Here is a 12,889-nt window from a genome sequence, read left to right as displayed (position 1 = left end):
CTGCGCACTCGTCAACGACGACGCGGTACCACCCACACGAACCATCCCCGGATCTCGAACCGACTAATCAGTCCAAGAACCGGGGACCAGTCCACAGCTGGCACCGGGCCTCCAGGCGGTCCGGTCCACCCCCGCGGACCCTCAGCCGGTCTGGCCCCCCACCGGGATGCCGGTCCACTCCGCGATCTCGCGCTGGAACCGCTCGGTCGAGAACGCGGCGGCGCGCGCACGACAGGCCGCTGGGTCGAGTCGCACGGCACCGTCGACCGCTGCGGCCAGGGTCGAATCCGCGAGGTCGTGGAGGAGCGTGCCGCTCGTTCCTTCCTGCACCGAGTCGCGAGCCCCGCCCTCGGCGTTCGCGACCACCGGCGTGCCGAGGGCCAGCGCCTCGACGGGCAGGATCCCGAAGTCCTCGACGGGAGGGAACACGTAGACCGCGGCACGCTGCAGGAGCGCCGCGAGCATCGCGTCGGAGGGCGTGCAGACGAAGTGCACCTCGACCCTCGACTCGGCAGCCAGCGCGCGCAGCCGCTCGGCATCCGGACCGTCGCCGGCGAGCACCACCGGACGCCCGGACGCCCGACCGGCATCGATGACGACGTCGAGGCGCTTGTACGGAACGAACCGCGAGGCACCGAGGACGAAGTCGGCAGGCAGCGCCTCGAGGACAGCGCGGTCGCGCTCGTCGAGCACGGACGCCCAGTCGGCGACCGCAGCGAGCCGCTCCACGCCGACCGGCGGGTTGATCACCTGAGCGTCGATGCCCCAGGTGTCGCGGATGCGCTGCTGCACGAAACGACTGTTCGCGGCGACGTGACGGAGCCCCTGGGCGCGACGGCGGTCGACGGAGCGGAGTACCGGCGAACCCGCGCGGGCGAGCATGGTCGATCCGCGGGCATCGAGTTCCGGGTTCCAGAGGTACCGGGCCGGCGTGTGCACGTAGGTGAACTGCCGGTCCGGGGCGACCCCGGTCACACGGGCCTGGTGGGCGAACAGGTGCGAGCTCACGATCGCCCAGTCGTACTCGCCGACGGTGCGCAGGCCGTGACTCCACAGGGCCGGGAGGAACGGCATCGACAGCGCCTTCCTGCCGCGGAGGGGCGACCGCGCCAGGACACTCTCGACCACCCGCCGGTCCGCGTAGCGCCCGGGGGCGTCGTTCCACAGCCCGAACACGTCGGCGGCAGGGTAGGCATCGGCGAATGCGTCGACGACACGCTCGGCGCCGCCCACCGCCTCGATCCACTCATGGACGAGCAGTCCGCGCACGGTCGGCTCCGTTCTGGTCGGTGGCGGCGCGTTCCGCGCACGCCGCGATGGTCGCGATGGCGGAGATCGCCCGCTCTCGCATGGTCAGGAAGTCGTGCTCGTCGCCGCGTACCGGGTCGGCGACGTCGTCGAGCGCCGGGTCGGTCGGGGCCGTCGCGACCCGGAAGCGGGACACGAGGCGCGGGAGTTCCGCCCAGAACCGCTCGTCGACGGCATCGGCGTCCAGCAGGGGGCGGACGAGGCGGTCGAACTCCGCAATGGTGAAGGTCCGCCGCAGGAGGTGCGGCGCGAGGTCGAGGACCTGCGCTCGGTGCGCGCGCTCGAGCGTGAGCACGAGGTCCCTGTCGCGCAGCACCGCGGCGGTCAGCGGCGTCGAGACGAAGGCGTCCGGGTCGCCGCCGTCCTGTCCGACAGCGGCGGCGGAACGCGGGAACATCGGCGTACCCGCTGTCGCAGCGGTGCCGGCGCTGTCCACGCGGAAGACTCCGGGCAGCACTGCGTCGAGGCGCGCCCGGAGGACACGTTCGACGTACGGCGAACGGCAGATGTTGCCCTCGCAGACGATGAGGATCGAGATCACTGATGGGCTCCTGTCAGGGTGACGGGTCGTGCACGGGCGGCGTCCGGTCCCGGTTCCGGCGGCTCGGCGACGGGGCGCCAGACGCTCGAGGCACATGCGGCGAGGAGCAGCCAGAGGATCGGCGTCGAGAGGTCCGGGGTGCCGACGAGCTTCGCGACGAGCACCGCGGCGAGCGCGACCGAGGCCGGGACGGTCGCCGGTGACCGCGCCGCGCGCACGAGCACGCCGAGCGCGAAGACGGCGAACGCGATCGTGCCCGGGATCCCGACGCAGGTCAGCAGCGTCATCCCGAAGGACGACGGCCGGTTCGCGCCGAGCCCGGCGCCGATGCCGAGGGTGTCGGCGAGGACCCCCCAGCTGAAGCCGTCCGCGCCGGTCCGGGAGTCGTACGACTGACTGCCGACCTTGTCGTCCACGATCGCCTCGACCGGTGCGGCGAGCTGCGGGCCGGCCGCGAGCAGCACGATCGCGATCGTCAGCCCCCCGAGGACGAACCAGACGGTGCCGCGTCCACCCCGGACGACGTACCGCACGGCGACCACGAGCAGGCCGACGGCGATCACGACGGCGGAGGCGACGACAGCGGTGCCGGACGCCGCCTGCAGGAGGTTCGCGCACGACAACGCACTCGCCGCGGCCCAGATCATCCGCTGCCCGCCGGACGACCGCAGTGCCGTGACGGCGAAGTACGCGGCGGCCGGGAGAGCGAACGCTGCGAGCTCGCTCGGTTCGCTGAAGACCCCCCGCAACCGCTCCCCCGGGAGCGCCCACGCGTAGGCGACCCCCGGCAGCGTGTCCATCAGGGGTGCCAGCACGTCCGCACCTGCCTGCACGAGCACCCCGCGCACGGTGGTCACGACCGTGCCGACGACCAGCGCGATCCGGAGCGCGGTCTCTGCCGCCCCGACGCGGACGAGGTACAGCAACGCGCACACCGCGAGCAACAGGTACCCGAGCTGCGCGAGGTTGCTGATCGAGTAGGTGAGGTACCCGGGGTCCAGCACCTGACCGTCCACACCGCCACGTGGGACGAGGACACGGACGCCGGCGAACATCCAGGGGGCGACGGCGGTGGCGATGGTCGCCCACGCGACGAAGGCTGCGAGCGCGTTCGCCGACCAGTGCGTGGTGCGCAGCGGGCGGGTCCCGAGGAGCGCGATGCCCGACGCGAGCGCCGCAGCCGAGAACAGGGGCACGCCGTTCCCTCCGGCGACGACGGCAGCCGTGTACGGCAGGCCGCCGGCGACGCCGATCACCGCGGGGAGCCACGTCCGACGGGCGATCAGCGCAACGGCGAGCACAGCCGTGAAGACGGCTCCGAGGACCGGCATGATCCCCCTCCATTCCACTGTCGCTTGCGGTGGTATTTCATATCATCTACGATAAGTATCACACATCCGATCGCCTCCCGGAAGGCCCCCAGTGACGCTCTCGCAGTTCCTCGAAGTGATCAGACGGCGATGGATCTCCGCGCTCGCGCTGGTCCTCCTCGCCACGTCGGCTGCCGTCGGCGTCACCCTCGTGCAGGCGCCGGAGTACCGCGCCTCGAGCGAGGTCTTCGTCTCGGTCGCCGCCGGCTCGTCGGTCACCGACCTCAGTCAGGGCAACAACTTCTCGGCGGCGCGCGTGAAGTCGTACACGGCGCTGGCACTGACCCCGCGCGTCCTCGGCGCCGCGGCGAAGCATCTCGGACTCCCGGCCGGCACCGACCTCTCGAAGGTCGTGACGGCGTCCTCCACCGACGAGACCGTGATCATCTCGCTCAGCGCGACGTCCACGTCCCCGGCCCGTGCGGCGGCGATCGCCAACGCGGTCACCACGCAGCTCGTCGCCGTCGTGGACGAGGTCGAGCGCTCATCGCAGCAGAGCGACCTCGTCCACCTGAGCGTGTTCCAGCAGGCGAAGGCACCGACGATGCCGTTCGCTCCGCGGATCCCGGTCAACCTCGCGATCGGCGTCCTCGCGGGCCTCGCACTCGGTGTTGCGCAGGCAGTCCTCCGCGAGGTCCTCGACACCCGGCTGCGGTCGTTCGACGCGCTCCGGCGCCTCACCACGGCGAGTGTGCTCGGCGAGTTCGGGGTGGACGACACCATCGCGAAACACCCCCTCGTCGCCGTCGACAACCGCTACAGCACCCGGGCCGAGAGCTTCCGGCAGCTGCGGACGCACCTGACGTACACGAACCTCGACGGCGGTCCGCAGAGCATCGTCGTGACGAGCGCGACCCCGGGCGAGGGCAAGTCCTCGACCGCCGTGAACCTCGCGCTCATGCTGGCGCAGAACGGGTCGCGGGTCCTGCTCGTCGACGCCGACCTGCGACGCCCGACGACCGGGACGTACTTGGGGATCGAGAGCCGCGTCGGCCTGTCCACCGTGCTCACCCGACAGGTCGCGCTCGACGATGCCATCCAGGAGGTCGGTGGGGACAACCCCCTGCACGTCCTCGCTGCGGGGCGGGTGCCGCCGAACCCGAGCGAACTCCTGAGCTCGAGCCGGATGGCGGACCTCGTCCGCGAACTCGAATCCCGGTACGACGTCGTGATCGTCGACGCCCCGCCGCTCCTCCCGGTGACCGACCCCGCCGTCCTCGGCGCCATCTGCTCCGGGGTCCTGCTCGTCGTGAGCGTCAACGGACAGACACGGCGCGCCGAATTCGTCGCGGCCGAGCAGACCCTGCGGCAGGTGGGCGCACGACTGCTCGGGCTCGTGGTGAACCGCCTCCCAGCCCAGCGACGCATGAAGACCTACTACAACTACGAGCCCTCGGCGCCGGTGAGCGAGAGCCCTCGCCGCTCGTCACGCGCACGCAACGACTCGACCGCCACCACCGAACAGAAGGAAACCCGATGACCCGCAGCACACCGCCCCGATCGTTCGTCTACCTCGGCTGGCAGGGGTACGGCAACTTCGGCGACGACCTCCTGCACGAGACCTGGCGTGCCGCGCTCCGTCACCCCTTGGACGTCGAGGCGCCCCTGACCCGGCGGGACTACGCTCGCCGCTCACCGCGCTTCGTTCGCGACCGCGCCCGGCTGGTCGGCCGCGAGCGGCTCGTGCTGCTCGGTGGCGGCACGACCGTCGGGTTCGCGTCCTGGGCCGGACACGTCGACCGTGCGACCCGGTACTTCGGCGCGACCGGCACCATCGGACTCGGTCTCGGGGCAGCTGCCGCCGACGACAGCTACTCGCTCGGGACACAACCGCAGCAGTGGGACGCCTGGCGCTCGCTCGACCGGTTCGCGCTGCACGGTGTCCGTGGGCCGCTCACCGAACACGAGGTCACCACGAACCTGTGCCCGGTCGACGTCGTGGGCGATCCGGCGCTGCTCTACCCCGAGCTCGTCCACGTCCAACGCACCGTCCGGCCCGACGGCCGGATCGGCGTCAGCATCGGATCTGATCCGACCACGAGGTTCGACGTCGACACGATCGCCGAGGCGGTCGACCGTCACGCGGCCGCGACCGGCACCACCGAGGTCGTCGCGTTCGCGCTCTCCGGGGCCGACCGCATGGCGGCGCACGGGCTGGCCGCCCGCCTGCGCACACCGGCGGTCGTGCACGAGTACGTCGACGTCCCGACGACGATGGCCGCCATCGCGGGATGCGACCTGGTCGTGTCCGAACGACTCCACGGCGCCATCGCGGCGGTTTCGCTCGACGTGCCCACTGTCCCGCTGTCGTACGCGTCGAAGTGTGACGACTTCTGGCGCAGTGTCACGGACGGCCCCGCGCCGCTCACGGTGGGCCACGACGTCGACGAGCTCGTCCACGAGATGCAGATCGCCACCCGACACCGTGACGGGATCCGCGCCCGGACGGCCGAGCTCCGGGAGCGGCTGGGCTCCGTCCAGCAGCGCCTCCTCGACTGGCAGACCGCAGGCTCGCCGACGGCCGAGCTCTTCGCCCGCACGAAGGCCCACGCGTGAACGCCGACCACCGCTTCCACCTCGTCGTCTCGACGATCCGGACGCCGGACCACCTCGCCCGCTGCCTCGAGACGATCGAGCACGCCGGGGTGTCGGTGTTCGTCACCGTCGTCGAGCAGCGACCGACTCCGGATGCACTGGCCGTGCTGCAGCCGCTCATCGACGCCGGGCACGCCGAACACGTGCACCAGCCGGACGTCCGTGGCGTCAGCCGGGGCAGGAACGCCGGGATGACTCGACTCCGCGGTGAGGTGATCGCGTTCCCGGACGACGACTGCTGGTACCCCGACGGCGTCCTGGCGACGATCTCGCACCGGTTCGCGACGCAGGGGCTCGACGCGGCCTCGATCCCCTCCCGCGGAAGCGACGAGCAGGGCACGATGCTCCGCTGGCGCCGGCGCCCGGGTGACGTCACGAGTTGGCGGGTGCCGCGGACCGTCGTGAGCTCGGGTATCTTCATGCGTCGCGACGTCCTCGAACGCCTCGGCGATTTCGACGAGGACCTCGGTACGGGCTCCGGAACGCCCTTCGGGGCCGGCGAGGAGACCGACATGGTCCTCCGCGCCCTCGCCTCCGGTGCGCGGATGCGCTACATGCCGGACCTGTCGGTGCGGCACCCGGACTTCCGTGACGCCGGTATGACGACCGAGACCCTCGCGAAGGTCCGCCGGTACAACCGCGGCTTCGGTCGGGTCCTCCGCAAGCACGGTCTGTACGGGCAGGCCGCGTACTGGATCGGTCGCGGCCTGGTCGGGACCGTCGTCCGGACCGTCCGTGGCGACCGCGACGGAGCGCGCTTCCAGCACACGCAGATGAGCGCTCGGTTGCAGGGATGGCGGGGCCGGGACGACGAGGGCCGGGTGTACCCGGCCTGTGGAACCGTGGTATTTCGTCCACAACATACCGAGAAGTAGGATCCTGACGAGATGCGCCACGACACTGGCCCGATGCACCATCGATTCCACTTGATCATCGCCACGAACCGGCCGCCCGAGTACCTCGACCGAGCGATCCGGTCGATCCAAGCCGAGCCGTACCGGGTCTTCCTCTCGGTCGTCGCGCAGCGCCCGGTCCCCGAAGTACCCGACCGGCTCGCGGCGATGATCCGGGACGGCGACGGTGAGTACATCCACCAGCCCGGCGCCAGCGGTGTGAGTACCGCCCGGAACGCTGGGATGCGAACGCTCCGCGCTGACCTCGTCGGGTTCCCGGACGACGACTGCTGGTACCCGACCGGCGTGCTGTCCGCGATCGATGCCCGGTTCAGCAGGGTGGACGAAGAACCCCGGCTCGGCGGTTTGTGCATCCCGACGAAGGACGCGACCGGCCGAGGCACCATGCTCCGGTGGCTCGGGCGATCCCGACGGATCCGGGTGCGGGACGTCCCGCGCACCGTCATCTGCTCCGGGGTGTTCTTCCGGCGAGAGGTCCTCGACGACATCGGGGACTTCGACGACACGCTCGGGTCGGGTGTGGAGCCCTTCGGCTCCGGCGAGGAGAACGACCTGGTCATGCGCGCGGTCGAGGCCGGGGTGCGGGTCGACTTCGACGCGGACCTGTACGTGCACCACGGCGACTTCCGCGACGACGGACCCACCACCGCGGTCCTCGCAAAGGTCAGGCGGTACAACCGTGGGTTCGGGCGAGTGCTCCGGAAGCACGGTTGCTGGGGGCAGGCGAGCTACTGGGTCAGCCGATCGGTGGTCGCGCTCGTGATCGCTCGCGTCCGGCGCGACGCCGCCGCGGTCGAGCAACAGCACGCCCAGCTCGCCGGGCGGTGGCAGGGGTGGTTCGGCCGCGATGACGCCGGGCACCGTCACCCCGTGCCCCCACGCACGCGCTGAGGTGCGCCGGCCGCGGGACGGGTCGTGGGGTGTCTGCCCCACGACCGTGTCGCGCGGAGCACCGGCCGCTCGAGCAGGTACCACGATGCCGAGGCCACACCGATGCCCACCAGCGCGAGCCCCAGGCGCACCACACCGGTGGACGGATCGCCCCCGGGCTCGATACGGAGCAGCGGGTAGTGCCACAAGTAGAGCCCGTACGAGATGGTCCCGAACCAGCGAGCGATCGCCAGGTCGAGCGCGGGAGCACCACCGAGCGCCCCTGCGACGACGACGAGCGCTGCGACCGCCACCGCTGCCGTCTCGACCCAGCGAGCCGCACCGGGCAGGGACCCGACCGTGATCGGCAGCGTGCACACCGACAGCACCACGAGCAGTGTCGCGCCCACGCCGCCGACCCCGAGCACGACGGCGCTCGGACGTCCGGTCCGCAAGTCGATCTGACCGAGACCGCGGAGACTGCCCGTGCGCACGGCGAACGCGGCGAGCGCACCCACGAGCAGGGCGGCGGCGCTCGTGTCGAGCCCGTACGCCAGGCGGTCGTACGGCAGCACGACCGTGCCGACGACCCGCCAGGTGACCGCAGCACCGACGAGTCCACAGAGTGCGACCGCGGCAGTGCGGGGCCGAGTGCGGGCGAGGACGCCGAGCAGGATGAGGACGAGGGGCCAGACGAGGTAGAACTGCTCTTCGACGGCGAGCGACCAGGTGTGCTCGAACGGTCCGAGCTCGACGCCGAGCACCCGGGCGTGGTTGCCCGTGTAGGACCCGACGGTGGCGAGGACGCGGGGCAGATCACCGCGGATCGGGTCTGCCAGCACGATCACCGCGACGGTCACCACCACCAGGACGGCCGTCCACGCCGGGAGCAGCCGTGCCGCGCGGCGGAGCCAGAACCGGCCGAGGTGGATCCGCCCGGCACGCTCGGCCTCGTCGAGGAGCGCCCGGGTGATCACGAAGCCGGAGAGCACGAAGAAGGTCGTCACCCCGACGACCCCGCCGTAGGGGACGACCGACTCTGCGGTGTGCGACGCGACGACGAGCAGGACCGCGAGGCCGCGGAGCCCGTCGAGTTGCGTGAGGCGGTCCGCCGGTTCACCCATTCCAGACCACGAACCGGGGCTTCCACGTCGCCGACATCGCGAGCTTGCCACCGGTTCCCCGGACGGCTTTCGTGCCCCCGTAGGCGTCGACGATGGTGCCGTCGCCGGGCAGACCCACACTGATGGGCAGTTCGTCGAAGCGGTCAGCGGTCTGCCACACGACCCGCACCGAGCGTGTGCCGTCGGCCGAGACGAACCGGGCTTCGCGCACGGCACCCGTCACGAACTGGCCGGCGAACCGCATGCCGGCGAGCTGGCGCTGCATCGTCGCGTACGCAGCGGCAGCGGGCTTCGGCTCGTACGCGCGGCTCGGCGCGTCGACGAGCCCGAAGGTCCTGGCACTGCCGTCCGGATCAGGTTGGTCCGGGGCTGCCATCTCGAACGAGAACACCCGCTCGACGCCGTACTGCGCGGCGAGCACGTGGGTCCGGACCAGGAACGCCGCCTGGTCGTCCTCGGAGACCCAGCCTGGCCTGCCGTTCGGGGTCGGCCATCCGACCTCGGTGATCCAGATCGGCAACGGTTCGCCGTTCGCACGGGGGTACTTCGCCGCTTTGTCCCGGAGCCAACGAAGCGCGTTCTCGATGCACGGGTTCGTCGCGACACAGTGCTCCGGCGCGTACGGCTGGTTGTACGGGTGCACGCTGATCGCATCGATGTGGTCGGCACCACCGAGCCGGAACCACTCGTCGAGCCAGCGGAGTTCGCCCGACGACACGGCGTCCTCGGCCGGCCCGACGATCCGTGCTTCCGGGTCGACGCTCCTGATCGTCGCGGCCGTGACCCGTGACAGCGCGATGTACGCGGCAGGGTCGGCGGAACGGGTGCCGTGGGTGTTCGTCCACTCGTTCCAGATCTCGAACGAGCGGTCGGCGTCCGGGTACCGGTCGCGCACGTGCGTCACCGCCTCGGACACGAACCGGCGCCAGGCTGCTGTCTGCGCCGGGTCCGAGACGTCCGGCGGGGTCATCGCGCCGCCGGTGTACGCCATGTGACCGTAGTCGAGGACGAACAGCGGAGCGACGCCACGGTCGCGCACGATGGGGTCCACTCGCGCATCAGTGCTGCGGAAGTCGAACACGCCCGGCACCTTCTCGACGGTGGACCACTGCAGGTCCTGGCGGAAGCCCGCGGCGCCCAGCCCGTCGAGTGTCGGGAGCGCCGCGGCGACCGGCCCGGGCGAGCCGTTCATCGTGACGTTGAAGAAGGCGTCACGGTGCTCGACGCCCGGCGTCCGGACGAACCGGAAGGACGTCTCGGGCAGAGCGGGGCCGTGCGCCGTCACGCGGTACGTGCCCGCGTTGAGACGTCGAGTCGGACGGATCTCCGCTCGTCCGGAGGAACCGACGACGGCGTCGCCGGCTTCGACGAGCACGCCTCTGGCGTCGGTGATCCGCCAGCCCACGTCCGCGAGCGCCGGTGTCCCCGCGGCACCGACTGCGAACGTGACCGGTTGATCCGGTGCGAAGAGACCGTTGGCCGACATCGGCTGGATCGTCGGTCGAGCGGTCGCCGTCGATGCTCCGGCGGCGTGGGCCGGCTGCCGCACAGTCGCTTCGGCGAACAGCAGCAGGGTCGTCGCCGCGGCGAGGACGACGACGCCGGAGGCTCTCCTGCGGGGACGGGTCGCGGGAGGTCGGGAGTCGGACGGGACGTGGGTCGATGGCATCCCACCACGCTCGCCCGGTGCCGGTACCGACGCCAAACATGTTGAATGACGCCGAGTTCGGAAGTGGCGTCAACTAGTCTCGGGCCGTGCGATGGAGTCGAGTGAACTGGCCGTCCGTGGGCTACGTCTCCCTCGAGGACTTCGACGGGCAGCGGGAACACGTCGCCCGCGTGCTCGAGGACGCTCCCCCGGCCGTCGCCGCACTCCTGACAGTCAAGTGGACGGACTCCCGCATCGCACGATGGGACGTCGAGCACCCGGATCTCGCGCACCCGGACGACGAGGACGACGACGACACCGGGACGACGGTCGACCTGCCGGGCCACGGCGTCCCCGACCCGGTCGTCGTGCACACCGAGGTCATCGTCCGCAACGACGAGGTGCTCGACACCCCCGACGGCCTGTGGCGCCGGTGGAACCACGCCAGGGTCACGCTCCGACTCCGCGACGCGGTGGTGGACCCACCCCACACCGACCCCGCAGCACTGCTCGCCGGGGACGCCCACGTCGTGCGCGGCGAGCTGGAGTACCTGCACGAGCTCGACCAGTGGGAGCTCCGCCTGCTCGTCTCACCGCTCGGCGAGGTCGCGATCCGCTTCCGGGGCGTCCGGGTCGCGATCCGCAGCGTGCCCGAGTCCGTCTACACGGAGCTCGATGCACGGCCGGCGCGCGGCTGGCACGGTCCGGTGCCGGACGGCTGGGTCGAGTACGCCACCGAGGTGGTGCGTGCCGCCGCGTACGGCGACCTGGGCGGACTGCACCTGGCCGACGACGCGAGTGACGTCGACGACGTCGACCCGCGCTGGGGCGTCGCCCCGCTGCACGCCGCCGCGTGGTTCGACCGGCCCGAGATGCTCGAGGAACTCCTGCGCCGCGGTGCGTCGCTGCAGCTCACCGACACCGAGGGGCGGACGCCGCTGACGCTGGCGATCGACCGCGATGCACGTCGGGCGATCGACGTGCTCGTGGCTGCGGGCGCCGACCTGGAGGCCCGGGACACCGACGGCAACACCCCGATCGTCCGCGCCGCCTGGGGTGGCCACGGTGCGATCGTGCGGTCGCTCGCCGCCGCGGGTGCGGACACCAGGGCGCTCGGCTCACGGGGCGCGTCCCTGCTGATCGCCGCGGTCGACTCCGGTGACCTGGACACGGTGCGGTCCGTGCTCGCCCTGGACGTCGACGTGAACGCCGAGGACGACGAGGGCTCGACCGCCACCGCTCGCGCAGAACTGCTCCGCGACCGAGCGGTCGCGGAGCAGTTGGCGCACTACTACTCGGGGAGCTGATCGAGCCGGCGGACTACTCCGCCGTCTCGATGGCGTTCGCCTGGGCGACCTTCCCGTACCAGTGCGCGGACGGCTTCGGCGTGCGCTCGAACGTCTCCGGGTCCCACGACACCAGGCCGAAGGTCGGACGGAAGCCGGACGCCCACTCGTAGTTGTCCAGGAGCGACCAGTGCTGGTAGCCGAGGACCTCGATGCCGTCGTCGATGCAGCGGTGGATCCCCTCGAGGGCGCCCTGCGTGTAGGCCTGCCGACGGGTGTCGTCGGCGGTGGCGATGCCGTTCTCGGTGATCATCAGCGGGACACCGCCGGACAGCTCCCACGCGCTGCGCAGCCCGTCGGCCGAGGCCTCCGGGTAGAACTCCCAGCCGGTGAGGGTCGTCTCGACGTCGTCCGCCACGGGCAACGGACCGGAAGCGCCGATGAACGTCCGGGTGTACGCCTGCACGCCGAGGAAGTCGTCGCCTGCGGCGTTCTCCAGGTACCAGTCGTCGCGCGGGTACCCGTACTCGCGGAGCATCGCGTCCGCGCCGGGCTCCCCGTTCGACTTGAACGCCTGGGTCGCGACGGTCCAGCCGCTCTGGATGCCATCCACCTGGGAGAGCACCTCCCGCGAACGCTTGTGGGACTCGAGCAGGGCGTCGGCGACACCCAGGTCCGGGTTCGGCAAGCCGTAGGCCACCAGGTTCGACGCGTCCTCGCCCCCGGCGAGCATCGCCGCGATGTTCGGCTCGTTGATCGTGCAGACGTACCGGACACCGTCGGACACCACCGGGAGCGCGGCTTCGGTGTAGCGGGCGAACAGGTCGGCCGCGTCGGGTGCGCGCCAGAAGCCGTCGCGTTCGAACCAGCGGGGCACCGTGAAGTGCATGAGCGTGACGATCGGCTCGATGCCGAACTCGTGGCAGGCGTCGACCATGCGGCGGTAGTGGTCGACCTCGGCACGGCTGACGGACCCGCGCTCCGGCTCGATGCGCGCCCACTCGATGCTGAAGCGGTACGAGTTCAGGCCGAGCTCGGCGGCGATCCGGATGTCCTCGCGGTAGCGGTGGTAGCTGTCCGCGGCGTCGCCGGACGGCTCGACGATGGTGGTGTCCGGCTCGTGCTCGTGCACCCACCAGTTCGAGTTGACGTTGTTGCCCTCGATCTGGTGCGCGGCGGTGGCGGCGCCCCAGAGGAAGCCCTTCGGGAAGTCGAGCGTGCTGATGACGGGGT

The 12,889-nt window shown here is 71.5% G+C and carries 11 protein-coding genes; 5 read left to right on the top strand and 6 right to left on the bottom strand.

Features of this window, described 5'->3' with window-relative positions; genetic code table 11:
* Positions 1 to 141: 141 nt before the first annotated feature.
* The 3 genes from EDF23_RS15605 to EDF23_RS15600 are packed head-to-tail and all read right to left on the bottom strand — an operon-like array spanning position 142 to position 3,180.
* Positions 142 to 1,269 (bottom strand): glycosyltransferase, encoded by a 1,128-nt coding sequence (locus EDF23_RS15605; protein ID WP_131922180.1) that lies wholly within the window; start codon positions 1,267 to 1,269, stop codon positions 142 to 144.
* The gene (locus EDF23_RS19330; RefSeq protein WP_165901157.1) at positions 1,247 to 1,849 is read right to left on the bottom strand and encodes a low molecular weight phosphatase family protein; all 603 of its coding nucleotides are present in this window, start codon (positions 1,847 to 1,849) and stop codon (positions 1,247 to 1,249) included. Before EDF23_RS19330 ends, EDF23_RS15605 begins: the two co-directional genes overlap by 23 nt.
* Positions 1,846 to 3,180 (bottom strand): hypothetical protein, encoded by a 1,335-nt coding sequence (locus EDF23_RS15600; RefSeq protein ID WP_165901156.1) that lies wholly within the window; start codon positions 3,178 to 3,180, stop codon positions 1,846 to 1,848. The genes EDF23_RS19330 and EDF23_RS15600 overlap by 4 nt, the downstream gene beginning before the upstream one ends.
* Positions 3,181 to 3,271: 91 nt before the next feature.
* Here EDF23_RS15600 and EDF23_RS15595 point away from each other — a divergent pair, with 91 nt between their 5' ends.
* From EDF23_RS15595 to EDF23_RS15580, 4 genes are read left to right on the top strand one after another with little or no spacing between them, the layout of a single operon-like run.
* Positions 3,272 to 4,699 carry a polysaccharide biosynthesis tyrosine autokinase gene (locus tag EDF23_RS15595; protein ID WP_131922178.1) on the top strand — a complete coding sequence of 476 codons (1,428 nt, stop codon included), beginning with the start codon at positions 3,272 to 3,274 and terminating at the stop codon, positions 4,697 to 4,699.
* Positions 4,696 to 5,775, top strand: coding sequence for a polysaccharide pyruvyl transferase family protein (locus EDF23_RS15590; RefSeq protein WP_131847617.1), 1,080 nt, complete (start codon positions 4,696 to 4,698; stop codon positions 5,773 to 5,775). The genes EDF23_RS15595 and EDF23_RS15590 overlap by 4 nt, the downstream gene beginning before the upstream one ends.
* On the top strand, positions 5,772 to 6,689 hold the full coding sequence (locus EDF23_RS15585; protein WP_165901155.1) for a glycosyltransferase: 918 nt from the start codon (positions 5,772 to 5,774) through the stop codon (positions 6,687 to 6,689). The genes EDF23_RS15590 and EDF23_RS15585 overlap by 4 nt, the downstream gene beginning before the upstream one ends.
* Positions 6,690 to 6,722: 33 nt before the next feature.
* Complete coding sequence (locus EDF23_RS15580) at positions 6,723 to 7,619, top strand: glycosyltransferase (protein ID WP_165901154.1); 897 nt, start codon at positions 6,723 to 6,725, stop codon at positions 7,617 to 7,619.
* On the opposite strand, the gene EDF23_RS15575 is transcribed toward EDF23_RS15580, so the two are convergent.
* On the bottom strand, positions 7,592 to 8,722 hold the full coding sequence (locus EDF23_RS15575; RefSeq protein ID WP_131922174.1) for an acyltransferase: 1,131 nt from the start codon (positions 8,720 to 8,722) through the stop codon (positions 7,592 to 7,594). The genes EDF23_RS15580 and EDF23_RS15575 overlap by 28 nt on opposite strands.
* On the bottom strand, positions 8,715 to 10,391 hold the full coding sequence (locus tag EDF23_RS15570; protein ID WP_131922172.1) for a glycosyl hydrolase: 1,677 nt from the start codon (positions 10,389 to 10,391) through the stop codon (positions 8,715 to 8,717). The genes EDF23_RS15575 and EDF23_RS15570 overlap by 8 nt, the downstream gene beginning before the upstream one ends.
* 86 nt (positions 10,392 to 10,477) lie before the next feature.
* Here EDF23_RS15570 and EDF23_RS15565 point away from each other — a divergent pair, with 86 nt between their 5' ends.
* Positions 10,478 to 11,677, top strand: a complete 1,200-nt coding sequence (locus tag EDF23_RS15565) for an ankyrin repeat domain-containing protein (RefSeq protein WP_131922170.1) — start codon at positions 10,478 to 10,480, stop codon at positions 11,675 to 11,677.
* A gap of 13 nt (positions 11,678 to 11,690) precedes the next feature.
* Here the strand turns inward: EDF23_RS15565 and EDF23_RS15560 are convergent, their stop codons facing one another.
* Positions 11,691 to 12,881: a family 1 glycosylhydrolase gene (locus EDF23_RS15560; RefSeq protein ID WP_131922168.1), complete on the bottom strand. Its 1,191-nt coding sequence runs from the start codon at positions 12,879 to 12,881 to the stop codon at positions 11,691 to 11,693.
* Between the last annotated feature and the right edge of the window lie 8 nt (positions 12,882 to 12,889).

Origin of the sequence: Curtobacterium sp. PhB128 (assembly GCF_004340725.1) — a bacterium.
GTDB lineage: Bacteria > Actinomycetota > Actinomycetes > Actinomycetales > Microbacteriaceae > Curtobacterium.
The sequence above is the reverse complement of the archived record's forward strand: the minus strand, read 5'-3'. Positions and strand labels throughout refer to the sequence as shown.

Excerpts from the sequence above, each read along its gene's own strand:
- EDF23_RS15600 (WP_165901156.1), bottom strand. The coding sequence starts at position 3,180 with ATGCCGGTCCTCGGAGCCGTCTTCACGGCTGTGCTCGCCGTTGCGCTG.
- EDF23_RS15590 (WP_131847617.1), top strand. The coding sequence starts at position 4,696 with ATGACCCGCAGCACACCGCCCCGATCGTTCGTCTACCTCGGCTGGCAG.
- EDF23_RS15580 (WP_165901154.1), top strand. The coding sequence starts at position 6,723 with ATGCACCATCGATTCCACTTGATCATCGCCACGAACCGGCCGCCCGAG.
- EDF23_RS15575 (WP_131922174.1), bottom strand. The coding sequence starts at position 8,722 with ATGGGTGAACCGGCGGACCGCCTCACGCAACTCGACGGGCTCCGCGGC.
- EDF23_RS15570 (WP_131922172.1), bottom strand. The coding sequence starts at position 10,391 with ATGCCATCGACCCACGTCCCGTCCGACTCCCGACCTCCCGCGACCCGT.